General features: G+C 69.9%; 20 protein-coding genes. 5 read left to right on the top strand and 15 right to left on the bottom strand.

Features of this window, described 5'->3' with window-relative positions; all coding sequences use genetic code 11:
- Positions 1-55: 55 nt before the first annotated feature.
- From ACGFU7_RS15880 to ACGFU7_RS15865, 4 genes are all read right to left on the bottom strand, one after another.
- The gene (locus ACGFU7_RS15880; protein ID WP_393696113.1) at positions 56-1,693 is read right to left on the bottom strand and encodes an ABC-F family ATP-binding cassette domain-containing protein; all 1,638 of its coding nucleotides are present in this window, start codon (positions 1,691-1,693) and stop codon (positions 56-58) included.
- A 271-nt stretch (positions 1,694-1,964) separates the two neighbouring features.
- Positions 1,965-3,740, bottom strand: a complete 1,776-nt coding sequence (locus tag ACGFU7_RS15875; RefSeq protein ID WP_393696111.1) for a BCCT family transporter — start codon at positions 3,738-3,740, stop codon at positions 1,965-1,967.
- A 74-nt stretch (positions 3,741-3,814) separates the two neighbouring features.
- Positions 3,815-5,122: a M14 family metallocarboxypeptidase gene (locus ACGFU7_RS15870; protein ID WP_393696109.1), complete on the bottom strand. Its 1,308-nt coding sequence runs from the start codon at positions 5,120-5,122 to the stop codon at positions 3,815-3,817.
- Complete coding sequence (locus ACGFU7_RS15865) at positions 5,119-7,131, bottom strand: Xaa-Pro dipeptidyl-peptidase (protein ID WP_393696107.1); 2,013 nt, start codon at positions 7,129-7,131, stop codon at positions 5,119-5,121. The genes ACGFU7_RS15870 and ACGFU7_RS15865 overlap by 4 nt, the downstream gene beginning before the upstream one ends.
- 212 nt (positions 7,132-7,343) lie before the next feature.
- Between ACGFU7_RS15865 and ACGFU7_RS15860 the strand changes: the two genes are divergently transcribed.
- Complete coding sequence (locus tag ACGFU7_RS15860) at positions 7,344-8,837, top strand: M1 family metallopeptidase (protein ID WP_393696105.1); 1,494 nt, start codon at positions 7,344-7,346, stop codon at positions 8,835-8,837.
- Positions 8,838-8,998: 161 nt separating this feature from the next.
- Positions 8,999-10,054: a LacI family DNA-binding transcriptional regulator gene (locus tag ACGFU7_RS15855; protein ID WP_393696103.1), complete on the top strand. Its 1,056-nt coding sequence runs from the start codon at positions 8,999-9,001 to the stop codon at positions 10,052-10,054.
- On the opposite strand, the gene ACGFU7_RS15850 is transcribed toward ACGFU7_RS15855, so the two are convergent.
- Entirely contained in the window at positions 10,017-10,934 is a 918-nt protein-coding gene (locus tag ACGFU7_RS15850; protein ID WP_393696101.1) for an oxygenase MpaB family protein, read from the bottom strand. The genes ACGFU7_RS15855 and ACGFU7_RS15850 overlap by 38 nt on opposite strands.
- Before the next feature lie 290 nt (positions 10,935-11,224).
- Here ACGFU7_RS15850 and ACGFU7_RS15845 point away from each other — a divergent pair, with 290 nt between their 5' ends.
- Complete coding sequence (locus ACGFU7_RS15845) at positions 11,225-12,103, top strand: oxygenase MpaB family protein (protein WP_393696099.1); 879 nt, start codon at positions 11,225-11,227, stop codon at positions 12,101-12,103.
- Here the strand turns inward: ACGFU7_RS15845 and ACGFU7_RS15840 are convergent.
- The 3 genes from ACGFU7_RS15840 to ACGFU7_RS15830 all read right to left on the bottom strand — a co-directional run bounded on the left by ACGFU7_RS15840 (position 12,100) and on the right by ACGFU7_RS15830 (position 14,099).
- A complete protein-coding gene (locus ACGFU7_RS15840) occupies positions 12,100-12,732 on the bottom strand; it encodes a TetR/AcrR family transcriptional regulator (protein ID WP_393696097.1) in 633 nt (210 codons plus the stop codon). The two genes, ACGFU7_RS15845 and ACGFU7_RS15840, sit on opposite strands and share 4 nt — an antisense overlap.
- Positions 12,733-12,873: 141 nt before the next feature.
- On the bottom strand, positions 12,874-13,608 hold the full coding sequence (locus ACGFU7_RS15835; protein WP_393696095.1) for a hypothetical protein: 735 nt from the start codon (positions 13,606-13,608) through the stop codon (positions 12,874-12,876).
- Between the two features lie 14 nt (positions 13,609-13,622).
- Positions 13,623-14,099: a macro domain-containing protein gene (locus tag ACGFU7_RS15830; protein ID WP_393696093.1), complete on the bottom strand. Its 477-nt coding sequence runs from the start codon at positions 14,097-14,099 to the stop codon at positions 13,623-13,625.
- 129 nt (positions 14,100-14,228) lie between these two features.
- Between ACGFU7_RS15830 and ACGFU7_RS15825 the strand changes: the two genes are divergently transcribed.
- Positions 14,229-14,960, top strand: coding sequence for a MerR family transcriptional regulator (locus ACGFU7_RS15825; protein WP_393696091.1), 732 nt, complete (start codon positions 14,229-14,231; stop codon positions 14,958-14,960).
- A gap of 21 nt (positions 14,961-14,981) precedes the next feature.
- Here the strand turns inward: ACGFU7_RS15825 and ACGFU7_RS15820 are convergent, their stop codons facing one another.
- The 5 genes from ACGFU7_RS15820 to ACGFU7_RS15800 are packed head-to-tail and all read right to left on the bottom strand — an operon-like array spanning position 14,982 to position 21,763.
- Complete coding sequence (locus tag ACGFU7_RS15820) at positions 14,982-17,153, bottom strand: 3-hydroxyacyl-CoA dehydrogenase NAD-binding domain-containing protein (protein WP_393696090.1); 2,172 nt, start codon at positions 17,151-17,153, stop codon at positions 14,982-14,984.
- 39 nt (positions 17,154-17,192) lie between these two features.
- Positions 17,193-18,407: an acetyl-CoA C-acetyltransferase gene (locus ACGFU7_RS15815; RefSeq protein ID WP_393696088.1), complete on the bottom strand. Its 1,215-nt coding sequence runs from the start codon at positions 18,405-18,407 to the stop codon at positions 17,193-17,195.
- Positions 18,408-18,443: 36 nt separating this feature from the next.
- A complete protein-coding gene (locus tag ACGFU7_RS15810; RefSeq protein WP_393696086.1) occupies positions 18,444-19,586 on the bottom strand; it encodes an acyl-CoA dehydrogenase family protein in 1,143 nt (380 codons plus the stop codon).
- Between the two features lie 9 nt (positions 19,587-19,595).
- Positions 19,596-20,621 (bottom strand): LLM class F420-dependent oxidoreductase, encoded by a 1,026-nt coding sequence (locus ACGFU7_RS15805; protein ID WP_393696084.1) that lies wholly within the window; start codon positions 20,619-20,621, stop codon positions 19,596-19,598.
- Positions 20,621-21,763 carry a CaiB/BaiF CoA transferase family protein gene (locus tag ACGFU7_RS15800; protein WP_393696082.1) on the bottom strand — a complete coding sequence of 381 codons (1,143 nt, stop codon included), beginning with the start codon at positions 21,761-21,763 and terminating at the stop codon, positions 20,621-20,623. Before ACGFU7_RS15800 ends, ACGFU7_RS15805 begins: the two co-directional genes overlap by 1 nt.
- 204 nt (positions 21,764-21,967) lie before the next feature.
- On the opposite strand from ACGFU7_RS15800, the gene ACGFU7_RS15795 reads away from it, so the two are divergent.
- Positions 21,968-23,158: a saccharopine dehydrogenase family protein gene (locus ACGFU7_RS15795; protein WP_393696080.1), complete on the top strand. Its 1,191-nt coding sequence runs from the start codon at positions 21,968-21,970 to the stop codon at positions 23,156-23,158.
- An 81-nt stretch (positions 23,159-23,239) separates the two neighbouring features.
- Here the strand turns inward: ACGFU7_RS15795 and ACGFU7_RS15790 are convergent, their stop codons facing one another.
- Positions 23,240-24,265, bottom strand: coding sequence for a peptidoglycan-binding protein (locus ACGFU7_RS15790; RefSeq protein WP_393696078.1), 1,026 nt, complete (start codon positions 24,263-24,265; stop codon positions 23,240-23,242).
- Between the two features lie 112 nt (positions 24,266-24,377).
- On the bottom strand, positions 24,378-25,181 hold the full coding sequence (locus tag ACGFU7_RS15785; RefSeq protein WP_393696076.1) for a glycoside hydrolase family 25 protein: 804 nt from the start codon (positions 25,179-25,181) through the stop codon (positions 24,378-24,380).
- Positions 25,182-25,325: the final 144 nt, after the last annotated feature.

The following is a 25,325-nucleotide window of genomic DNA, read 5'->3' as shown; positions in this document are numbered from 1 at the left end:
TCACGCCCGAGCGGGCCTGAGTTGCCCGTCCTGGGCGGGAAATCCCGGCAGACCCTCAGAGCTCCTTCACCTTGCCGTCCACCACCTCGACGCGCCGCGTCGTCCGTACCGCTTCCAGCATTCGGCGGTCGTGCGTGACCAGCAGCAGCGTCCCCGTGTACGACTCCAGCGCCGATTCCAGCTGCTCGATCGCGGGCAGATCGAGATGGTTCGTCGGCTCGTCGAGGACGAGGAGGTTGACGCCCCTGCCCTGGAGCAGGGCGAGCGCCGCCCTCGTGCGTTCGCCGGGCGAGAGTGTCGTCGCGGGACGCATCACATGGTCCGCCCGCAGGCCGAACTTGGCGAGCAGCGTGCGGACTTCGGCCGGTTCGGTGTCGGGGACGGCCGCGCAGAACGCCTCCAGGAGCGACTCCGAGCCGTGGAACAGCTTGCGTGCCTGGTCGACCTCTCCGACCACCACGCCCGAGCCGAGCGTCGCGTGGCCGGCATCCAGCGGCAGGCGGCCCAGGAGTGCGGCGAGGAGGGTGGACTTGCCCGCTCCGTTGGCCCCGGTGATGGCGACCCGGTCCGCCCAGTCGATCTGCAGGGATGCCGGGCCGAAGCTGAAGTCGCCGCGTACGACCTGGGCTTCGCGCAAGGTTGCCACGACCGAGCCGGAGCGGGGTGCGGCGGCGATCTCCATCCGCAGCTCCCATTCCTTGCGCGGCTCGTCGACGACATCGAGCCGTTCGATCATGCGCTGGGTCTGCCGGGCCTTCGCGGCCTGCTTCTCGCTCGACTCGCTGCGGAACTTGCGGCCGACCTTGTCGTTGTCGGTGGCCTTGCGGCGGGCATTCTTGACGCCCTTGTCCATCCAGCCGCGCTGCATCTGCGCGCGGCCTTCGAGGGCGGAGCGCTTGTCGGCGTACTCCTCGAACTCCTCACGGGCGTGCCTGCGAGCCCTCTCGCGCTCCTCCAGATAGGCCGCGTACCCGCCGCCGTAGAGGTTGATCTGCTGCTGGGCCAGGTCCAGTTCGAGGACCTTGGTGACCGTACGCATCAGGAATTCGCGGTCGTGGCTGATGACGACCGTGCCCGCGCGCAGCCCGGAGACGTAGCGCTCAAGACGCTCCAGGCCGTCCAGGTCGAGATCGTTGGTGGGCTCGTCGAGCAGGAAGATGTCGTAGCGGGAGAGCAGGAGAGAGGCCAGGCCCGCGCGGGCTGCCTGGCCTCCGGAGAGTCCGGCCATCGGCAGGTCGAGGCCGACGGTCAGTCCGAGGTCGGCGGCGACCTCTTCGGCGCGCTCGTCCAGGTCCGCGCCGCCGAGAGCCAGCCAGCGTTCCAGCGTCTCGGAGTACGCGTCGTCCGCGCCCGGCGCCCCGTCGACGAGGGCCTGCGTCGCGGCGTCCATCGCGGTCTGGGCGTCGGCGACGCCGGTGCGGCGGGCCAGGAACTCCCGCACGGTCTCCTGCGGACGCCGCTCGGGCTCCTGTGGGAGGTGGCCGACAGTGGCGGTGGGCGGGGAGAGCCGCAGCTCGCCCTCCTCCGGCCGGTCGAGTCCGGCGAGCAGCCGGAGCAGGGACGATTTACCGGCGCCGTTGACTCCGACGAGACCGATCACGTCACCGGGCGCGACAACGAGGTCGAGCCCGGCGAAGAGTGTGCGGTCGCCGTGTCCGGCGGCGAGGTCTTTGGCGACGAGAGTGGCAGTCATCAGGGTGTCGATCCTAATCGGCGGCCGGGGAGAGCGGAGCAGCCCGGCCGGTCAGGCTTCGCAGAGCGGGTGCGGGCCCGGGTGGTGGGGCCGGCGGGACCGGGCCACCGAGCCGCCGCTCGTGCGCGGGCTCTGCGGTCGGGGGTGCGGGCGCAGGCGACCGGGCCGGGGCCGCACCCTCGGGCGGGCTCTGCGGTCGGGGGTGCGGGCGCAGGCGACCGGGCCGGGGCCGCACCCTCGGGCGGGCTCTGCGGTCGGGCGGCGGGCGTCGTCAGTCGTCCTGCGGGCCCGATGGGCCCGATGGGCCCGACGGGCCCGGTCCCGGCCCCTGGTCCTCGTGGAGTCCGGTGGTGATCCGGCTGCCGCCCGGGCCGATCCGGATCTCGAAGTCTCCGGCGTACTTCGCATGGCCTTCGATGACCGCGGATTCGACGGCTTCCACGCCGAACTCGCGTCGCACGATCATTGGGTCCTGGCGCAGGTCCCGCATCAGCGCCACGCACATGCCGATCATCACGAAGGTGAACGGCGCGGCCACGAGAATCGTCAGGTTCTGCAGTCCGGCGAGCGCATCGCCCTTGCCGTTGCCGATGAGCAGCATGATCGCCGCCACCGCGCCGGTGACCACGCCCCAGAAGACGACGACCCACTTGGCCGGTTCGAGGATGCCCTTCTGGGAGAGCGTGCCCATCACGATGGAGGCTGCGTCCGCGCCCGAGACGAAGAAGATGCCGACCAGGATCATGACCAGCAGGCTCATCGCCGTGGCGATCGGGAACTGCTGGAGCACTCCGAAGAGCTGGGCCTCCTGGGTCACGGCGGTGCCGAGCCTGCCGGCCTCCTGCAGGTTGATCGCCGTACCGCCGAAGATCGCGAACCAGACCAGGCTGACGGTGCTGGGCACCAGGATGACCCCACCGATGAACTGCCGGATCGTCCGGCCGCGGCTGATGCGGGCGATGAACATGCCCACGAACGGCGTCCAGGAGATCCACCAGGCCCAGTAGAAGACGGTCCAGTTGCCGAGCCACTCGGCCACCTCGCCCTTGCCGGTCGCCTCGGTGCGCCCGGCGAGCTGGGCCAGATTGCCGAAGTAGGCGGCGATCGAAGTGGGCAGGAGGTCGAGCACGATGATGGTGGGGCCCGCGATGAAGACGAAGACGGCGAGGATCAGGGCGAGCACCATATTGGTGTTGGAGAGCCACTGGATGCCCCTCTCCACGCCGGAGATCGCCGAGACGACGAACGCGACGGTCAGCACCCCGATGATCAGGACCAGGAGCCCGGTGCCGGTCTTCTCCTTCCAGTGCAGCTCATGGAAGCCGCTGCCGATCTGGAGGGCGCCGAGGCCCAGTGATGCGGCGGAGCCGAAGAGGGTGGCGAAGATGGCGAGGATGTCGATCAGCCGGCCGAGACCGCCATGGGCGTGCCGGGAACCGATGAGCGGCTCGAAGACGGCGCTGATCGTCTGCCTTCTGCGGCGCCGGAACGTGCTGTACGCGATGGCCAGGCCGACCACGGCGTAGATCGCCCAGGGGTGCAGCGTCCAGTGGAACAGGGTCGTTGCCATTGCCGTCTGCATCGCTTCGGCCGCGTCGGCGGGGTGGGTGCCGGGCGGTGGGCTGCTGAAGTGGGCGAGCGGCTCGCTGACTCCGTAGAACATCAGGCCGATGCCCATACCGGCGCTGAACATCATGGCGACCCAGGACACGGTGTGGAATTCGGGCTCCTCCCCCTCCTGGCCGAGGGCGATCTTCCCGTAGCGGCTGATGGCCAGCCACAGAGCGAAGACCACGAAGCCGGACGCGGCGAGCATGAAGGCCCAACCACCGTTGTGGATCAGCCCGTTGAGCATGGAGCTGGAGACGTCTTCCAGCGAGTCGGTGGCGGTGGCTCCCCAGACCACGAAGGCGAGAGTGAGGACGGCGGTGACCCCGAACACCACCCGGTCGGTCGTGGGGTGCCGGTCCCGGGCCGGGTCACCGGGGAGGTCCGCCGTCACCGGCAGATCCCCCCGGCCTCCCGTTCTCTGTTCGTCCTGCGACACGAATGGCACCTTTCACGGAAGCTGTGATTTCGCTCTCCGTAGGCAGTACCACACGCGGCGCTCACCTCATGGGATCAACAAGCGGTATCGGCTTGACCGTTTGTGAGGTGATATGTCGCCCGCTCGTCCAGGAGGAGCGGGATCAGATTCCGGGCCGACTGCCGCAGCGGTACATACGCTCCGTCACCGTCGGGCCGGGAGGTGACGCCGTGCAGGGCGAGTTCGTCCTTGACGTCGTCGAACTGGGCCTTGGTGAGCCGGTATCCGCACGGCGGGTCCTGGAGGACTTGGCCCGCTTCGGGTGACTCGTTGTCGGCGCCGCCGAGATAGACGGGACCGCGGTCCTTGAACCCCGCGGCGCGGGATGCGGCGGTGGCGGCCTCGATCCGGCTGCGCCGCTCGTCGGTGAAGGCGAACAGGCCGTCGAGTGCGACGAGTTGTGAGTGGACGCGGCGTCGGCTGTTGAGTGCCGGGTCGGCCTTCTCGGCGTCGGTGAGCGCGTCGACGCGGGATTCGATGAGCAGGCCGACGGCGTGCTTGATGCCGGAGGTGTTGCGCAGGATGCGTTCTTGTCCGTCGCCCGCGGTCTGCTTGATCGGATCGCCGGTGACCGGGTCGGTCCAGATGCCGTAGAGGCCGCTGCTGTAGCCGGCCTCCTTGGCGGTGGGGCGCACATAGCTTTCGGCGAGGGTCTGCGATTCGCCGTGCACCCGGTCGGAGGCGTTGAGGTTACGGGGCCACAGGACGAACAGGTCCTTGTCGTAGTACGGAGGGGTGGCCCCGTACTCGTGCAGGTCGTAGATCACATCGGGCTTCCGGTCGCGGATGACCGCCGCCATGGCACGGGCTTCGGCGGTCTGCAGCGCGATGTGGTCGCGATTGATGTCGACGCCGTCGGAGTTGCCGCGGGTGTCGGCGGCGCGCCCGTCAGGGTTCGCGGTGGGCACGACGAGGACATTGGTACGGGAGAGGAAGGCCCGGGTCGACCGGTCCTGCGCGTAGGCCAGATCGCGAATGGTCGTCAGACATGCCTCCCGGCCGGACGGTTCGTCGCCGTGCTGACTGCAGATCAGCAGCATCGTGTCGGCGGTGGGGCGGTGGTTGCCTATGCGGACGAGCTGGAGCGGGCGGCCCTGCTTCGTCGTGCCGATCCGGTCGACGGAGACCCGGTCGCTGCCCCGGTCGACGGCTGCCAGGAAGGACTGTTCCTCCGGCTGGCCGGTCCAGCGGGCCCCGTTGCTGATTTCGAAGCCGGTACGGGGCTGGGCGTGCGCGGCCTCGGCCGGCACGGTGACCAGGGGTACGGCCAGCACGGCGGCTGCGGCCGTCAGGACCAGGTTGCGGCGGACGGGCCGGCGGGCGGTCGGGATACGGGGTGTCATGAGCGGCTGCCTCCCGGGATGCGATGGGCGGGACGCGGCGGCGCCACGCCCTCGGAGTGGACTGCGCGGGGGGTGGCTGTCGCGGGTGCGGAACCCGCGGTGGCACGTACGAAGGCTCCGGCGCCGCCGGTGAACGGCAGCTTCGCGGACGTACGGGCCAGGTCGAGGGTGAGCGTGGGCGTGGAGTCGGGCGGGTCGATGAGGTCCCGGTCGGTGCCGGCGACGATCAGGGCGAGGCGGTGTCCGGCCGGGACGACATGGTCGGTGGCCGCCAGGTCGATGGTGATCGTGTAGGCCCTGCCCGGGGTGAGGGGGCGACCGTGTCCGGCGGAGGCGTACGTGCCGAGGTCGGCCCAGCCGCGGCTGAGGACGGTCCGGTCGACCGCGACGTTACTGGCCCGGGTCTCCTTGAAGCAGGAGCTGTCCCCGGTCGTGCTCGCGCCCCAGCAGGTTCGGTCGGTGAGAGTGGTGATGCCTTCGCCGGACGAGCCGTAGTCACGGATGGTGTCGGGGCCGATGTCCACGAGGACCGCGGAGAGGTGGGCGGTCGATGTGGTCGGGGTGGCGGTGACGGTCACGGTGGACGAGCCGGCCAGCCGCAGGTCCCGGGTGAGCGGCGCGGTGCGGAATCCGGCCTTGGCGCCCGTGGTCCGGTCCAGGTCGGCGGCCCACTCCGTCTCGCTCTGCGCCGGATCGTCGGTGAAGGTCTCGGTGGCGCCGGGGCGGGCGGGCTTCAGGGCGAGGGTGCCTACACCGGGCGCGCTGCCGGGGCCGGGGCGCACGGTGGTGGTGTGCGTGGTGCGGGGCGGCCAGACCTTGTCGGTGGACCACTGGTCGGGGTGGCGTTCGATATCGGCCATCGGTTCACGGTCGATGCCGTTGTCGTAGCCGAGGAGGTAGTGGTCGAACCAGCGGTGCAGCGTGTCGACCCACTCGGCGCGCCGGTAGTCGAACGGGTCGACGTGTCCGGTCTGCGAGAGCCAGATCTTGCGCTCCACGCCCTGGTCCGCGAGGGCATCCCACCACTGGCCGAGGTGCTTGGTGCGGACGTTGAGGTCCTGCATGCCGTGTACGGCGAAGACGCTGGCCCGCACTTTGCGGGCGTCCTTCACGTAGTCGCGGTCGCTCCACAGCTTCGTCCGGTCACCGGTGCGCGGCGCCTGGTCGACGAGCTGCTGCTGGACGGCGGCGCAGCGCCCGAGCGCCTCCGGGCTCTCCACATAGCCGGAGAGCCAGTCGGGGCCGCTGTCGTAGAGAGGGGCGCCCTGGGCGAAGTAGTAGTCGTACCAGGAGGAGATGGCGCTGATCGGCACGATGGTCCGCAGACCGTCCACTCCGGTCGCCGCGACACCGTTGGCGATGGTGCCGTCGTAGCTCTTGCCGATCATTCCGGTGCGGCCGTTGGACCAGCCGGCCGTGGCGTGGTCGCCGCCGGTACGCGTGGTGTAGCCGCGGGCGCGGCCGTTCAGCCAGTCGATGACGGCCTTGGCGGACTGCACATCGGAACGGCCTCCGACGTCGACACAGCCGTCGGAGCGATTGGTACCGGCCAGATCGACGGCGACGAAGGCGTAGCCGCGCGGCACGAAGTAGTTGTCGTAATAGAGGGGGAACTGGACGGGCCGGCCGTCGGTGTCGTACGTCTTGAGCTGGCTCTCGTTGCCGCGGCCGCAGCAGGAGTAATACGGGCTGGCATCCATGATCACGGGGATTTTCCGGCCCTGCCGGGCGGGTTCGCGCGGCCGGACGATGTCGACGGCGACGCGGTCGCTCTTCCCGTTTCCGTCGCCGTCCAGTCCGGTGTCGACCCAGACGGATTCCCGGACGGCGTTCTCGTACGAGTAGACGGGCCTGCTCTCCGGGGGCCCGGATTCCTGGGCGCTGCTCTGCGGGAGCCTTGCGGCGCCCTGTGCACCTGCTGGTGAGAGCAGGACGGCCATCAGGGCGGCAACGGCCGCCACCACCAGCGATCTGTACGTCAAGCGGGTGCCCCGCGCACGTGTCGGCATGGGCGGAAGGTACCCCGGTCAACTCCTGGGCAACAGGGGGCGATCACCGATAGAAATGACGTGCCCATGCCGTAATGATGGACCATGTGCCATGTCGGCCGAATGGCGATCGTGTGACAGCTGCGGTCATGGACACGACTGATGCGGCAGTCGCTGAATAGGGTCGACGTGACGGTTCGAAAGATCATTCGCCCCGACGACTTGGAGCATTCGTGCACCGCAGATTCATCGTCCCGAGCGCACTCGCGGCCTCCCTGCTGCTGGCGATCCCGGCCTCGGCCGCCGAAGGCACCGCGGGCGCCCCGGGCATCGGCGACCCCTATTACCCGGCCAGCGGCAACGGCGGCTACGACGTTTCCCACTACGACCTGCGGCTGAAGTATCAGCCCGCGACCGACCTGCTGGAAGGCACGGCGACGATCCTCGCCACGACCACCCAGGAACTCTCCCGTTTCGACCTCGACTTCGGGCTGGACGTCTCCGAGGTGCGGGTCAATGGCAAGAAGGCCGGTTACGCCAGGAGCGGCGACCAGGAACTCGAGATCACTCCGGCGGCAGCGCTGGCCAAGGGCAAGTCCGTCTCGGTGGTCGTGCGGTACGCCGGGAAGCCGTCCGAGCTGAAGATCAACGGCTGGACCTCCTGGGCCCGTACCCCGGACGGCGCGGTGGCCGCGCAGGAGCCGGACTCGGCCGTGTGGTGGTTCCCCAGCAATGACCACCCGCTGGACAAGGCCACGTACGACATCTCGGTGTCCGTACCGGACGGCACCCAGGCGATCAGCAACGGCGTGCTCCAGTCGCAGAGTTCGAAGCTCGGCTGGACCCGCTACAACTGGCGCTCCAGCAAGCCGCAGGCGACGTATCTGACGACGCTGGCGATCGGCAAGTTCGACATCACCACGGACACCACGTCGGACGGGCTGCCGGTCGTCAACGCGTACAGCAAGGACCTCGGCGCCAACGGTGGTGCGGCACGCGCCAGCATCGAGCGGACCACCGAGGTCGCCGAGTGGCTGACGGAGGTCTTCGGGCCGTATCCCTTCGACGCGCTCGGCGGTTACTCCCCCAATGTGACCAGCGGGTTCGCGCTGGAGACACAGACCAGGCCGTTCTACAGCCCGAAGCAGTTCGCGAACGGTGCGAACGTCTCGGTCGTCGTCCATGAGCTGGCGCACCAGTGGTACGGCGACAGCGTGTCCGTCAAGGGCTGGAAGGACATCTGGATCAACGAGGGCTTTGCCCGCTACAGCCAGTGGCTGTGGTCGGAGAAGGAGGGCGAGGGCACCGCGCAGGAGCTGGCGGACTACACCTACGCCCAGCATCCGGCGGACGATACCTTCTGGACGGTGAAGCCGGGCGACCCGGGCCCTGACAACCAGTTCGACGCGGCCGTCTACGACCGGGGTGCGCTGGCGATCCAGGCGCTGCGCAACAAGGTGGGCGACGAGACGTTCTTCGAGCTGCTCAAGGGCTGGCCGGCCGAGCATGCCTACCAGAACGCGAGCGTGGGGGACTTTGTGACGTACGCGGAACGGGTCTCGGGCCGGCCGCTCGCCGGCTTCTTCGACACCTGGCTGTACCAGCCGACGCGGCCTCAGGCCCCGGCGGCGGCCGCGGCGCGCTCGTTGCGCGCAACCACGCAGCCCACACGGCCCGCGTCGTGGAAGCAGATCGCGGCCACGAACACGATTCACGACCACCGCTGACGGGTCCGCGGACCGGGTCCGGGCACCGTCGCTCCCCTCTCCTCGGTGGGGCGACGGTGCCCGGCGGACGGCCGGGGGCGCCGGTTAGGCTGATGGCGTCGGTGCTGTCCGGCCGGCCCCGGCCGTTTCCGGCCTGACCCCGCGCGTACGAGGAGCGTCCCTTGCCCGGTCCGACCCCCGATTCCCCTCGCGATGTCCGCCCCACACTGGAAGCCGTGGCGGCCCTCGCCGGGGTCTCACGGGCGACGGCCTCCCGGGTGGTGAACGGCGGGGCGGGGGTGCGGCAGCCGCTCGTGGAACAGGTACGCAAGGCCGTCGATGAGCTCGGCTACGTTCCGAACCACGCCGCGCGGACCCTGGTCACCCGGCGCAACGGCGCAGTCGCCGTGATCATCGACGAGCCGGAGTTCCGGATCTTCTCCGACCCGTTCTTCTCCCAGCAGATCCGTGGCATCAGCCGTGAACTGAACGTGTATGACGCCCAGTTGGTACTGCTCCTGGTGGAGGGCAGCGGGGACTTCGACCGGGTCGCCCGCTATCTGGCCGGCGGCCATGTGGACGGCGCGCTGGCCTTCTCGCTGCACATGGACGACGAACTCCCCGCGGTCATCCGCCGGTTCCGGGTGCCCACGGTCTACGGCGGCCGCCCCGGCCGGCCGGGTGCCGCGTCCGAGCTGGCCGTCCCGTACGTCGACTGCGACAACCGGGGCGGCGCGGCCGAGGCCGTACGCCACCTCGTCTCCCTCGGCCGGCAGCGGATCGCGCACATCGCCGGACCACGCGACCAGACATCGGCACTCGACCGGATCGACGGCTACCGCGATGTGCTGCCCGACGGCGATCCGGCACTGCTCGCGGAAGGCGACTTCACCGTCGAGGGCGGCGCACGGGCGATGACGCAACTCCTTGAGCGCCACCCCGATCTGGACGCGGTCTTCGCCGCCAACGACCTGATGGCTTCGGGCGCCCTGCGGGTGCTGCGCGAGCGCGGCCGCAGGGTGCCCGAGGAGGTGGCCCTGGTCGGTTTCGACGACATGCTGTCGATAGCCGAAGCCACCGATCCCCCGCTGACGACGGTCCGTCAGGACGTCGAGGGAATGGGCCGGCTGATGGTGCGGATGCTGATGCAACGGCTGAACGGCGACAGCGGGGGCGAGGGCGACGAGCTCGAATCGGTGATCACGCCGACCGAGCTGGTGCGCCGGGCTTCGGCCTGAGCCTCCCGTCGCGCCGGACGGCCTCGCGATGGCCCGCCCGCGCCCTGCGCGCGTACGGCAAATAGCGCAGCCGCTCCGGCAGCACGGGCACGACGCGGCGCACCACCCCGCAGAACCGCCGCAGCTTCCGCTCCTGCGCATCCGTCCACTCCAGCCCGATCGCCGCCCGCGCGTCCGGCGGCATCAGCCCGATGGTCACGAAGCGGCGGAACCGGGCCAGCGGCAAAAACAGCACCGGCCACAGCGCCTTCAGCAGCAGCCGGAGGGGCAGCGGCCCACGGTCCGGCGGCGGTACGGGGCGATCGGTGGCGATCAGGTCCTCGACGACGACGGTCAGCTCGATCTCGTCAGCGAGCATCTTTCGGAAGTACGGCCAGAACTCCTCGATCGTCTGTGGCATGTCCCGGTCGTGAATGCCGAGAATCCGTCCGACCTGGAGCCACTCCCGGTACAGGGCACGTTCCTGGGCGTCGGTGAGCGGCCGGACGAGATAGCGCGCGGCGTGCTGGTAGACGGGAAAGCCCGTGGCATGCACCCACGCATAGTTCGCGGGGGACAACGCATGGTAACGGCGCCCCCGGGTGTCGGTGCCCTGGATGGTGCGGTGCAGCTTGCGGAGCCTGCGCCCTTCCTCGGCGGCCGCCTCACCCCCGTACACCCATAGCTGGAGCGAGCGCAGCGACCTCTCGCCGCGCCCCCACGGGTCCGTACGGAAGACGGAGTGTTCATCGACGCCCGCACCGACCGCCGGGTGGGCAACCTGGAGGGTGAGGGCGGCGGGCAGCATCAGGAGGGCACGGATGTCGCCGGAGAGGCTCCAGAGCACGCCGCCGGGCGGCGGCGGGGCGGGGGTGTCATCTCTGACTGCTTCGGTGTTCATGCGGTGCTCCCGGCGGTCGGCGGGGCGTGCGGCTCGATGCCCGACCCTTGTGTGATCCAGTATGCGATCGCTTCCGGGCGGGTGCGCAGGGGCCCCTGGGGGGCCTTCCCCGACGCTTGTGCATCGACGGTGTTGACGCGACCGATGAAACAAGTCGATAGTATTTGTATCTTTGACTCCTCGGATGTGATGAACCATCAGATCTCTTGAATATCAAGGGAGTTGAGCAAGAGAGGAAATGGAAGAGGCAGGGCCCGCACGAACTCAGCACACGGACAGGAGGGCGCACCATGGGCCGTTACAGCCGCCTGCGGGAGATCCGCCGGATGGATCCCTCGCGCGATTACGCCGAGATCCTCCGGCTGATCTCGCAGTACGAGTTCCCCTGGGACTACCGGCAGGGTGTGAGCGTCGCATTCCTCCGCGACTACGGCGTCCCCCGGATCTCCGTGCTCCTCGACCGCACCCAGGAGTTCGAGCGGTCCGGGCAGAAGCGGTACGACGACACGGTGCTGTTCGGGTACGAGATGGCCGCGAACGGCTTCGACTCGGAGCGTGGACGGGCCGCGGCGCGTCATCTCAATCGGATCCACGGCAAGTACCGCATCCCGAACGAGGACTTCCGCTATGTCCTCGCGACGACGGTCGTGGGCCCGAAACGCTGGATCGACCGGTACGGCTGGCGCCCACTGTGCGCGCAGGAGGCCCAGGCGCTTGCGGAGGTCGGCCGGAAGATGGCGGAGATGATGGGCATCGAGGGGGTTCCAGACACATACGAGGGGTTCGAGCGGCTTCTCGACTCGTACGAGGAGCGGATGTTCGCGTACGACCCGGCCAACCGACGGGTGGCGAACGCCACGTTCCGGGTCATGGCGAGCTGGTATCCGCGGCCGCTGCGCCCCCTCGTGGCACGGTTCTCGCTCGCCGTGCTGGACGAGCCGCTGCTCGTGGCACTGGGCTTTTGTCCGCAACCGCACTGGGCGCGGTCGTCGGCCGCGGGAGCTCTGCGGCTGCGTGCACGTTGCGTACGGTGGCTGCCGGCCCGGCCGCACTGGCTGCCCTCGCGCCCGCAGCCTCGTTCGTACCCCTTCGGCTGGCGGCTCGACGACCTCGGCCCTCACTGGGCCCGCAGTCGCCCCCTGGAGCCCCTGCCCGACGAGACGGTCTAGCCCGCGGCGAGCAGCGGCACCAGATAACGGCGTGCGAACGCCCGTACCTGCGCATCGTCGTCGAGCTCGAAACAGCTGACGGGGTTGAGGAGGAAGGAGACCGTGATGCGCACCATCAGCTCGGCAATCGGTGTCGGATCGCTCACCGGCCGGCCCTCCGCACGTCGGGCATGGCGCAGCCGGTCGGCCAGGTACTCACGAATGGCGAGGAAGGCCGGCCCGCTCTCCAGGGTCAGAAAGGGAAGCATGGTCTCGGGCTCCAGTCTCAACAGCCCACCGATGAGCGGATGTTCACGAATGTGCCCGAGGACGGCGGCGAAACCCTCGACGAGCCGGTCCTCCGTCGTGGGCAGCGCGGCGACCGCGCCATCCACTTCCACGACGAAGCGCCGGTATTCGCGCAACAGACAGGCCGAGACCAGACTGTCCTTGTTGCCGATCCGCCGGTAGACGGTGACCCGCGAGACCCTCGCGCGCTTGGCGACGTCATCGACGGTCGAGCGGCGCAGCCCGAAGGTCATGAACTGCTCACGCGCGGCGTCGAGGATCTGCTCGCTCAGCGCGTCGGACGCCGGTGTCTCACTGAGCGCCCGGGCCAGCAGTGTCTCGTTCGTTCTCCGTGCTGCCATGGGCCCTCCCCGATCCGCCGCTTCCACTCCACCATAGAAGTCGATACAGAGTGACCCACTCCGTATTCCTGTAACACCGCGGGCAGGGCGCCCACCGGAGTCCGGCGGGCGCCCTGCTGAGGGTGCGGTGCCGGCCGGGGACTACTCGCAGGTCCCTGCGAACGTCCTACGGGTCACCACATCGGTGGCCGCGGCGCTCGTGTCCAGCCAGGCGACGCGCCGGCCGTCACCGAGGGACGGGGCCAGCTGGGCGCCGGAGGAGCAGGAGACGCGGCTGAACCGGTTGAGACCGGCGAGCACGTCGGCGGTCTTGGAGACCTGCGCCTTGCCGGGTCCGCTCCAGGAGCCGAGCGCGCCCCAGATGCCGTACGTGGAGTACGCGAGGTACTTGTCGTTGACCGAGAACTGGGCGACGTACGTGCTCGACGGGTGGCGCAGCTTCGCCGCCTCGGACAGATCGTCGAGCGGCGCCGACATGAACGTCGTGCCCGGGATCAGGAAGCCACCGGTCTCACGCCAGAACACGCGCTCCGAGGTGATCCGGATGTCCGAAATGCAGTTGAAGAGGAAGCCGTCGATCCGCTTGGTCTGCGTGGTGCCCTTCGCGATGTCGTAGACGTAGACATACCTGCCGTCGCCGCCGGCCCAGGCGATCTGACCGTGCTTCATCGCGAGGCGGGCGGCCTGCTCGTCGACCCCGCTGCAGACCTCGTACGCGGGCAGGACGTCGGCACCGATGGTGGTGCCGTCGTGCGTGCCGCCCTTCCGCTCCCAGCCGTTCTCGATGCCGTGGTCGTCGAAGGCCTTGGCGATGACGGCGAGATCGGCCTTGGAGACGTGCAGGGACTTGGCGGCGAGGGTCACCGCGTTGCGCATGCTTCAGCAGTCTTCTAGTCGAAGTCGTACACCGTCACCGGTATGTCCCGTCCGGTCAGCCGCTTCTCGACGAGGGGCTCGATCCGGGACCACTTCCCGCCCGCCAGCCCGCAGCCGATCCGCGGCATGTGGACCGAGGCCCCCAGCTCATGGGCCCGGTCGGCCACCGCCCCCAACGCCGTATCGATCGCCCCGTAACGCACCGGGACCCCGTTGCTGCCCGTGCGCATCCCCCGCTGGCCCACCGTGTTCGCCACCCAGATGTACGGGCTCACCTGCACGAACTGCGCCGCGCCGAGGCCGAAGTCGTTGCCCGCGCGCTCCCGGTGCCACCGGCGGTAGGCCGCCTCGGGTTCGGGCCAGCGGCGCGAGAGAGCCAGGACGAATCCCTTGCCCCAGCCGCCGAGGTCGTTGCAGACATGGACGATCAGCTTGACGCCCTTGCCACGGGGCGAGGTCGCGTCCCCTCGTACATATGTGATCTCGGACATGGCATCAGGCTAAGTGCCACCACTGACAGCCGGGCACTTTCACATCAATGGTGAGACAGCAATACTGTTGCACCGGGATGAGGCACACGCACAGCAGTTCACCCGCAGGGCCGGACACGAGGAGCAGATATGGCGACCGGGGCCGAGGAGCCTACGCTCACCGTCGACGAGCTGGCGGCGCGCGCCGGTGTCACCGTACGCACCGTGCGTTTCTACAGCACCCGTGGTCTGCTGCCGCCGCCGGTGATCGGGCCGCGTCGTGTCGGGCACTACGGGCATGACCATCTGTCCCGGCTCGCGCTCATCGAGGAGCTCCAGCACCAGGGCATGACGCTGGCCGCGATCGAACGCTATCTGGAGCAGCTGCCGCCGGATCTGAGCGCGCACGATCTGGCGATCCACCGGGCGCTGGTGGCCTCCTGGGCGCCGGATTCGGCGGAGGACGTGACACGGGCGGAGCTTGAGCGGCGTGCGGGCCGGGCGCTGACCGAACAGGACATGGCGCGGCTGGCCGCGATGGGCGTGCTGGAGCGTGCCGAGCCGACCGATGGCAGCTACCGGGTGGACCCGGGAGTGCTGCGGCTCGGGGTCGAGCTGCTGGGCGTACCGATCGCGCACGAGACGATCCTGGCCGCGCGCACGGTTCTGCTGGAGCACTCCCGGTCCGCCGCGCAGGAGCTGACCCGGCTGTTCCGGGACGAGGTGTGGAATCCGTACCGGGAGCGGGAGGCGGACCCGGAGCATGTGGCGGCGATGAAGTCGCTGTCGGCCCATATGCAGCCGATGGTGCTGCAAGCGCTGGTGACCGCGTTCCAGCGGTCGTTGAAGGAGGAGCTGCGGGCCGCGTTCACGGCGGAGTGAACGCGGCGCGCGGGGCCGGTGTCAGTCGTGGAAGGTCTCGCCCTTCTCTGCCTTCTCCACGAGCAGCGCGGGCGGCAGGAAGCGGTCGCCGTACCGATCGGCGAGCTCCCGGGCGCGTGCCACGAAGCCGGGCAGGCCACCCTCGTAACCGTTGATGTACTGGAGTACACCGCCGGTCCACGGCGGGAAGCCGATGCCCATGATGGAGCCGATGTTGGCGTCGGCGACGGAGATGAGGACGTTCTCCTCCAGGCAGCGGACGCTGTCCAGTGCCTCGGAGAACAGCATCCGTTCCTTCATGTCGATGAAGGGGATGTCCGTGTCCGGCTTCGCGAAGTGCTCACGCAGTCCCGGCCACAGGCGGGTTCGCTTGCCGGCTTCGTCGTACTCGTAGAAGCCCGCGCCGCCGCTGCGTCCCGGACGGTCGAACTCGTCGACCATCCGGTCGATGACCGCATCTGCCGGGTGTCCGGCCCAGGTGCCACCGGCCTCCTCGACGGCCCGCTTCGTCTCGTTGCGGATCTTGCGGGGCAGCGTGAGGGTGAGCTCGTCCATCAGGGAGAGCACCTTGGCCGGATAGCCGGACTGCGCTGCGGCCTGCTCGACCGATGCGGGCTCGGCGCCCTCGCCGACCATGGCGACGCCCTCGTTGATGAACTGGCCGATGACGCGCGAGGTGAAGAAGCCGCGGGAGTCGTTGACGACGATCGGCGTCTTCTTGATCCGGCGGACCAGGTCGAAGGCGCGGGCCAGGGCCTCGTCGCCGGTCTGCTCGCCCTTGATGATCTCGACCAGCGGCATCTTGTCCACGGGCGAGAAGAAGTGCAGGCCGATGAAGTCGGCGGGGCGCGAGACGCCTTCGGCGAGGACGGTGATGGGCAGGGTCGAGGTGTTGGAGCAGAGCAGGGCGTCCGGCTCGATGACGTCCTGGATCTCCTGGAACACCTTGTGCTTGAGCCCGGTGTCCTCGAAGACCGCCTCGATGACGGCGTCGCAGCCCGCCAGATCGGCCGGGTCGCCGGTCGGGGTGATGCGGGCCAGCAGCTCGTCGCGCTCGGCCTCGGTGGTACGGCCCCGGGAGAGCGCCTTGTCGAGGAGTTTCTCGCTGTACGCCTTGCCCTTGGCGGCGGCCTCCGCGGAGATGTCCTTGAGGACGACATCGATGCCCGCACGGGCGCAGGAGTACGCGATGCCCGCGCCCATCATCCCGGCGCCGAGGACGGCGACCTTGCGGACCTGGCGCTCCTCGATGCCCTTGGGGCGGCTGGCCCCGGAGTTGACGGCCTGGAGGTCGAAGAAGAACGCCTGGATCATGTTCTTCGAGACCTGGCCGGTGACCAGCTCGGTGAAGTAGCGGGCCTCGATGGTCAGCGCGGTCTCGAAGTCGACCTGCGAGCCCTCGACGGCGGCCGCCAGGATGTTGCGGGGTGCGGGCATCGGGGCGCCCGCGAGCTGCTTCTTCAGGTTGGCCGGGAAGGCGGGCAGGTTCGCGGCGAACTTCGGGTTGGACGGGGTGCCGCCGGGGATCCTGTAGCCCTTGATGTCCCAGGGCTGCTGGGATTCGGGGTGGGCGTCGATGAAGGCGCGGGCCTTGTCGAGCATCTCCTGACGGGTTGCGGCGACCTCGTGGACCAGGCCGTTCTCCAGGGCGCGCTGCGGGGTGTACTGGGTGCCCTGGAGGAGGACCTTCAGCAGCGCGTCGGCGATGCCCATGAGGCGTACGGTGCGGGTGACGCCGCCGCCCGCGGGCAGCAGGCCGAGGGTGACCTCGGGCAGGCCGATGCGGGAGCCGGGTGCGTCGAGGGCGACGCGGTGGTGCGAGGCGAGGGCGATCTCGTAACCGCCGCCGAGCGCCGCGCCGTTGATGGCGGCGACGACGGGCTTGCCGAGGGTCTCGATGCGGCGCAGCGAGTTCTTGATGGCGGTGCCGGTGTCGAAGGCCTGCTGGGCGTTCTCGGGACCGACCTTGATCATGTCCTTGAGGTCGCCGCCCGCGAAGAAGGTCTTCTTGGCGGAGGTGTAGATGATGCCGCGGATGGAGTCCTTCTCGGCCTCGGCGCGGTCGGCGACGGCCGCGATGGAGTCCTTGAAGGCCTGGTTCATCGTGTTGGCGGACTGGTCGGGGTCGTCGAGTACGAGGGTGACGACGCCGGTCTCGTCCTGTTCCCAGCGGATGGTCGTGCTCTCGGTCATTAGCTTTTCTTCTCCGTAAGCAGGGGTGGCCGGGGACGGTCAGAGACGCTCGATGATGGTGGCGACGCCCATGCCGCCGCCGACGCAGAGAGTGGCGAGGCCGAACCGCTGGTCGCGTCGTTCCAGTTCGTCGATGAGCGTGCCGAGGATCATCGCGCCGGTGGCGCCGAGCGGGTGGCCGAGCGCGATCGCGCCGCCGTTGACGTTGATCTTGTCGAGGGAGAGCCCCATGTCCCTGGCGAAGCGCAGCACGACGCCGGCGAACGCCTCGTTGATCTCGACGAGGTCGATGTCGTCGATGGTCAGCCCGGCCTTGGCGAGGGCCTTGCGGGTGGCGGGCGCGGGGCCGGTCAGCATGATGGTGGGCTCGGAGCCGGAGACGGCGGCGGAGACGATCCGGGCGCGCGGCGTGAGTCCGTACCGCTCACCGATTTCCTTGGTGCCGATCGCGACGAGCGCGGCGCCGTCGACGATTCCGGAGGAGTTGCCCGCGTGGTGGACGTGGTCGATCTTCTCGACCCAGTGGTACTTCTGCAGCACGACCGCGTCGAAGCCGCCCATCTCACCGATGGCAGCGAAGGACGGCTTGAGCGCGGCGAGGGAGTCGGCGGTGGTGCCGGGCCGCATGTGCTCGTCCTGGTCGAGGACGACGAGGCCGTTGCGGTCCTTGACGGGGACGACGGAGCGCGCGAAGCGGCCGTCCTTCCACGCTTCGGCGGCGCGCTCCTGGGAGAGTGCGGCGAACTCGTCGACGTCACGGCGGGAGAAGCCCTCGATGGTGGCGATGAGGTCGGCGCCGACGCCCTGCGGGGCGAAGCCGGTCTCGTAGCTCGTCATCGGGTCCATCGCCCAGGCGCCGCCGTCGGATCCCATCGGGACCCGGGACATCGACTCGACGCCGCCCGCGAGGATGAGGTCCTCCCAGCCCGAACGGACCTTGGCGGCGGCCAGGTTGACGGCTTCCAGGCCCGAGGCGCAGAAGCGGTTCTCCTGGACGCCCGCGACGGAGTCCGGGAGGCCGGCCGCGATGGCGGCGATCCGGGCGATGTCGGATCCCTGGTCGCCGAGCGGGCTGACCACGCCGAGGACGATGTCGTCGATGGCCGCTGGGTCCAGGCCGGGGAAGCGGCTGCGGATTTCGTGGATGAGGCCGACGACGAGGTCGATCGGCTTGGTGCCGTGCAGGGCGCCATTGGCCTTGCCTCGGCCGCGCGGGGTGCGGATCGCGTCGTAGACAAACGCTTCGGTACTCAAGACAGCAGCCTTTCGGGGGTGGTTGTGCGTCAGAGGTCAGGCGAGCAGCGAGCGGCCGATGATCTCCTTCATGATCTCGGTCGTGCCGCCGTAGATGGTCTGGATACGGCCGTCGGTGAACGCCCTCGCGACCGGATACTCCGCCATATAGCCGTAGCCGCCGTGGAGTTGGAGGCAGCGGTCGGCAACGCGCTTCTGCAGCTCGGTGGCCCACCACTTGGCCATCGAGGCGTGTACGGCGTCGAGCCCACCGTCGGAGTGGTCAACGATGCACCGGTCGATGAACGTGCGGGTGACGGTGCACTCGGTGGCCATCTCGGCGATCTCGAACCGGATGTGCTGGAGCTTGGAGAGCGGCCGCCCGAAGGCCTCGCGCTCCTTGACGTACTGCGTGGTGATCTCCAGCAGATGTTCGGCGGCTGCGATCCCGGCGACCGCTATGCCGATGCGCTCCTGCGCCAGGTTGGTCATCAGATGGATGAAGGCGCCGTCCCGCTCGCCGAGCAGATTCTCCTTGGGGAGGCGGACGTCGTTGAAGAACAACTCGGCCGTGTCCTGGGACTTCTGGCCGATCTTGTCGAGGTTGCGGCCCCGCTCGAAGCCCTGCGCGCCGCGTTCGACGACGATCAGCGAGAGCCCCTTCGCACCGCCCTGAGGGGTGGTCCTCGCGACCACGACCACCAGGTCGGCGAGGATGCCGTTGGAGATGAACGTCTTGGAGCCGTTGAGCAGCCAGTGGTCGCCCTTGTCCTCGGCGGTGGTGCGGATGCCCTGGAGGTCGGAGCCCGCGCCGGGTTCGGTCATGGCGATGGCGGTGATGAGCTCGCCGCTGCAGAAGCCGGGCAGCCAGCGCCGCTTCTGCTCGTCGGTGCCGAGGCCGGTGAGGTAGGGGCCGATGATGTCGTTGTGCAGCCCGAGTGCGAGTCCGGGGGCACCGGCCCGGGTGAACTCCTCGGCGAGGACGGCGCTGTACCGGTAGTCGGTGTTGCCGCCGCCCCCGTACTCCTCGGGTACGGCGAGGCCGAGCAGCCCCTGGCGGCCGGCCGCGAGCCATGCCTCGCGCGAGACGATGCCGTCCTTCTCCCACTGTTCGTAGTGCGGGAGGACCTCCTTGGTGAGGAAGGTGCGGACGGTCTCGCGGAACGCGTCGTGCTCTTCGGTGAAGATCTGCCGCTGCACTGCAGCCTCCTAGAGCCAGTTCTTGACGGTGGAGATCAGCCGGGCCGGTTCGGCGCCGACGGGGATGACGTTGAGCATCGTCACGCCGGCCTCGCGGAAGGCCTCGATGCGATCGCGTACGTATCCCTCGGGGCCGCAGAGCGACATGAGCTCGCAGAATTCGTCCGGGACGGCGGCCTCGGCCTCTTTCTTCTTCCCGGCGAGGTAGAGCTCCTGGATGAGTGCGGCTTCCTTCTCGTATCCGTAGGCGACGGCCAGGTCGTTGTAGAAGTTCTTGCCCCGGGCGCCCATGCCGCCGACGTACAGCGCGATCTGCGGGCGGGCGAGGTCCCGGAGCACGGCGGCGTCGTCGCCGATGGCGAGGAGTCCGCCCGCGACGGTCTGGAGAGGGCCTCGTGCCGGGTCGCGCTTCGCAGCGCCTTCGGCGAGCGCCGTGCCCCACACCTGCTGGGCCTTCTCCGGGATGTAGAGCGTCGGCAGCCAGCCGTCGGCGATCTCGGCGGTCAGCCGGACATTGGCGGGGCCGAGGGAGGCGATGTAGAGCGGGATCTCCTCGCGGACCGGCCGGGTGAGGATCTTCAGCGGCTTGCCGAGCCGGCCGCCCTTCTCCTTCGGCAGCGGCATGTCGGTGATGCCGTGGTGGTCGATGACCTCGCGGCGCCAGATCCGGCGGCAGAGTTCGACGGCCTCGCGGGTCCGGCCGAGCGGCTTGTCGTACGCCTTGCCGTGCCAGCCCTCCACGACCTGCGGCCCGGACGCGCCGAGCCCGAGCAGCGCCCGGCCGCCGGAGATCGCGTCGAGTCCGGCGCCGGTCTGGGCGATGAGGGCGGGGGTGCGGGAGTAGACGTTGAGGATGGCCGCACCGATCTTCATGCGTTCGGTACGGGCGGCCAGATAGCCCATGATCGTGGGTGAGTCGAAGCCGTACGCCTCCGCGACCCAGACGGCGTCGAGTCCGGCCGGCTCCAGCGCGGCAACCTGGTCACAGGCTCCGCGCGGGTCGCCCGCGTAGTTCAGCGGCAGGGAGAGTTCCATCAGTCGGTGGTGTCCTTCCGGGTCCTCGTGATGCTGGGTACGTCCCAGTCGGCGGCGACGGCCTCGGTGTCCGTGCCGGGCCGCGCGGGCCCGCTGCGTACGGATACGGGGGTGGCGGAGAAGCGGGGTGCGGGGGCGGGCTGGGTGAGTCCGCCGTGCTCGACGAAGGTGGAGCGGGCCGCGATGTGCGGATGGTGGGGTGCCTCACGGAGCGAGAGGACGGGGGCGACGCAGGCGTCCGTGCCCTCGAACACCTCGGTCCACTCCGCGCGCGTACGGGTCCTGAACCGGTCGGCGACGACCGTGCGCAGCTCCTCCCAGCGGGCGATGTCCCCCCGGTCCGGGGCCTCGTCCCCGATCCCGAGGAGCGTACTGAACTGGTCGTAGAACCGCTGCTCCAGCGGCCCGACCGCCATGTACTGGCCGTCGGCGGTCTCGTACGAACCGTAGAACGGGCAGCCGCCGTCCAGGAGGTTGGAGCCGCGCCGGTCCTGCCAGCCGCCGGCCGCCAGCATGCCGTGGATCATCGTGGCGAGATGGGCGGCGCCGTCGACGATCGCCGCGTCCACGACCTGGCCCCGGCCGCCGGGCGTGCGGGCGTGCTGGAGGGCAGCGAGGACGCCGACGACGAGATAGAGCGAGCCGCCCGCGTAGTCGCCGACCAGATTGGCCGGGACGGTGGGCGGCTCACCGGGCTTGCCGATCATGGAGAGGGTGCCGGTGAGGGCGATGTAGGCGATGTCGTGCCCGGCTCGTTCGGCGAGCGGTCCGTCCTGGCCCCAGCCGGTCATCCGTCCGTAGACGAGCTGCGGATTGCGGGCCAGTGCGGCGGCCGGCCCGACACCGAGGCGTTCGGCGACGCCCGGCCGGTAGCCCTCGATCAGGATGTCGGCGCGCTCGACCAGGTCGAGCACCTTGGTTGCCCCGTCCTCGGTCTTGAGGTCGATGAGCACGGAGCGTTTGTTGCGGTTGGTGAGGTCGTATGCGGGGTCGATCCCGAGCCCCGGGCCGCCGGGCCGGTCGACCCTGACGACATCGGCGCCGAGGTCGGCCAGGAGCATCGCGGCGAACGGCCCGGGTCCGATGCCTGCCAGCTCGACGACGCGCACGCCTGCCAGCGGGCCGTGCTCTGTCGTTGCCATCAAACCCCCAGCGGTGTGACACAACTGATGTAACAGCGATGATGCTAAGAACGCGCCGCGCTCCGCACAACCCCTTGGGCCGAGCAAGCGCTTAGTTCTTTCTCCTGGATCCTCCCCCACGATCGCCGCCCGGCCACACACCGCCACGACCCCCTCCGCTAACCTCTGCCTGCTACATCGGCGCCGGCCCCTGCGGAGGCACTCATGAACAGGCAGAACGGGGCACAACGCCCCTATGACGTAGTCCTCTTCGGCGCCACCGGCTTCGTGGGGGCCCTCACCGCCGAATATCTCGCCGCCCACGCACCCGCCGGCTGCCGCTGGGCCGTGGCCGGACGCAATCGGGCCAAACTGGAGCAACTGCGCGAACGCCTCACCGCGATCGACCCGCGCTGCGCGGATCTCCCGCTGCTGCACGCCGACGCCGACGACGAGCACTCGCTGCGCGAACTCGCCGAATCCACCCATGTGGTGGCCACGACGGTGGGCCCCTATGTCTGGCACGGCGAGCAGCTGGTCGCGGCCTGCGCCGAGGCCGGGACGGACTACGCGGACCTCACCGGCGAGGCGGAGTTCGTGGACCGGATGTATCTGAAGCACGACGCGCGGGCCCGCGAGACTGGGGCGCGGCTCGTGCACGCCTGCGGGTTCGACTCCGTACCGCACGACCTCGGGGTGTACTTCACCGTCCAGCAGCTGCCGCAGGACGTGCCGCTGACGATCGACGGGTTCGTCCGCAGCAACGCCGTCTTCTCCGGCGGTACGTTCGCCTCCGCGCTCACCGCGATGGGCCGCGGCCCTCACATGCTGCGCGCCGCACAGGAACGCCGACTTCACGAGCCCCGCCTGGTGGCCCGTCGCGCCCGCGCCCGGCTCGGCGCCCCGCACTTCAGTACGGAGACCGGCACCTGGGCGCTGCCGCTGCCGACGCTGGACCCGCAGGTCATCGAGCGTTCGGCGCGGGTGCTCGCCCGGTACGGCCCCGACTTCCGCTACCGCCACTTCGCCTCGGTGAAGCAACTGCCCGTGGCACTGGGCGGCACGGCCGCGATCGGCGCCCTCCTGGGGGCCGCGCAGATACCGGCTGCGCGGTCCTGGCTGATGGACCGGTACGAGCCGGGCGAGGGCCCGGACGCGGAGCGCCGCAGCCGCAGCTGGTTCACCGTGCGCTTCGTCGGCGAAGGCGGCGGGCACCGGGTCTTCACCGAGGTGTCGGGCGGCGACCCCGGCTACGACGAAACGGCGAAGATGCTCGCCGAGTCCGCACTCTGCCTCGCCCTGGACGAGCTTGCGCCGACATCGGGTCAGGTCACTACGGCCGTCGCGATGGGTGACGCGCTGCTGGAGCGGCTGCGCGCGGCCGGGCTGCGCTTCCGGGTCGCGTCGGCTCGCTGAGCGAACCGGCATGCAGGTGTCCGGCCACCCCGCCCCGGGGCGGGGTGGCCGGACACCTGTCCTGCCTCCTGCGGATCAGGGTCAGCGGGACCAGCCGCAGTGCACATGGCGGCTGTGTCCGGCGTTGCCCGGGCCGAGGACCTCCGGCGCACCGAGCTTCTTGCAGGCCGCCATGAGCTGCTTGTGCGGGGCGCCGCTGCCGACGTGACGCCCGTTGATGTGCGTGATGTCGAAGGCGATCCCGGCGTAGTGCCTGGAGTTGCCGCCGTGATCGCCGCCGACGATCTCGGAGACGGAGAGCCGGTAGCCGTACTGGGTGCGCAGCGTCAGCAGACCGTTCAGCATCCGGGGGTCGAGGGCGACCCGCCGGTTGGGCCTGTCGCCCCACGGGCTGGTGAGCGCTCCCTTGCCGTTCGCCGTGTCGATGATGTTCTGCCGCGCCGTCGACCCGGCGTGCTTGCCGCCCGGGTGGACGGTGGCCAGGGTGATCTGCTTCTGGGCCAGGATCTGCCTGGCCAGTGCCGCCCGGTTACCGCCGGACGGCGTGTCGTTCAGCAGGGCCGCCCAGGTCCGGGCGCCTACGGCACCGTCGGCCGCGAGGCCGGCGGACTTCTGGAAGGCCTTCACCCTGTCCGCCACGGCGGCGGTGAAGGACCCGTCGACGGCCACCGCCTGGCCGCGCGCCTTCAGCAGGCTCTGCGCGGCCTTGACGGCCGGGCCGTTCGCGCCGCTGCGCAGGGTGGTGACGAGCCTGCTCCAGGTGCCGGCCCCGACCATGCCGTCCGCGGCGAGGTGCTGGGACTTCTGGAATGCCTTCACCTTGGCCGTCGTGGCCGGGCCGAAGGCTCCGTCGACCGTCAGCGACTGTCCACGGGAGTTCAGCAGGTACTGCAGGGCGGTGACACCGGTGCCCTTGTTGCCTGCCTTCAGGGTCGGCCAGCCGGTCGCGGCGTACCGGGCCGAGGGCTCGGCGGCGGTCGGGGCCGCCGTCTGCAGTTCGCCCGCGGTGGCGAGGGAGGCTGCCGGGCCGGTCAGCGCGGCGAGGGCGACGAAGCCGGTGACGAGCCGGGCTGTGGTGTGGCGGGGACCGGCGGGAGATGCGGACATGGGTGACTCCTCGTCATGAGTGGTGGTGAGTGGTGGTGAGTGGTGATGATCGTTCGGTCGGGAAGGGGAATGCGGGCGGCTTCGCTCATGAGCCCCATGAGCTTGATTGGCTTCATGCGCCCTTCGTCATCGCCCGCAGCTCGGCCGGGCTGCCACGGAAGACATCGCGGTCCACCGGCCCCGTGATCCCCGGCATGGTTCCCGTCCTGGTGTACTGCCAGAAGGTCCAGGACCGTCCGGCGCCGGGTACTTGCTGTGGCTCGTCCGCGTGGCTGCCGTATCGGGCGAGCCACAGCGGATGCCCGGCGAACACCTCGCCCTTGCCGCCCATGCACTCCTTCACGAAGGACGCCCGGGTGTAGACGATCGGGGTGACGTCGAATGCCTTCTGCACATCGCGAAGGAAGATCTGCAGCTGGTCCGGGCGCAACGCCTTCGGACACACCTCCGTGCGGCCGGCAGGGAGCTTCTCCACATCCAGCACCGGTGGCAGCTCGCCCGCCCGGTTGCCCCGGTAGCCGGCCGCACGGGCGGTCGCGACGAAATGCCGCGCCTGCGCGGCTCCGTCGGCCGTGGTCCGGGGGTGGAAGAAGTGGTACGGGGCCCGGAGCAAGGAGGTCTTGGCAGCGGCGGCGTAGTCGCGGGCGAACCAGCCGTCCTTGCTGGACACCCCTTGCGTGGCCTTGAGGAGGGCGAAGCTGTTCGAGGCGGCCACGCGGTTCCAGTCGATCGCCGCCTCCTGCTGCTTCCCCATCGTCTCGTGGTTGTAGTGGCTGGTGTCCACACCGTTGACCCCGTACGACGGGGGCGGCGCGGCCTCGACGGCCGGAGCAATCACCCCCAGTGCGACGAGGGCTGCCCCCACGACGGTGCCGGTCAGGGCGACGCGCACTCGTACGGGTGATGTCTGAGGCATATTCAGATCTCCTTGTTCCTCGGGTGAGAGGGCCGCGGGCGTCCCCGTCCGCCGCGAATGCGCAGGCCGGAGCACCCCCTGGAAGGGGTGGAAACGGGGTGGGTTCGCGGGGCCTGACGGGCCGGCCGCTCCTCAACTGTGCCG

This window comes from Streptomyces sp. NPDC048473 (assembly GCF_043200155.1).
Classification (GTDB): domain Bacteria; phylum Actinomycetota; class Actinomycetes; order Streptomycetales; family Streptomycetaceae; genus Streptomyces.
This window is presented reverse-complemented; position numbering and strand designations above follow the sequence as displayed.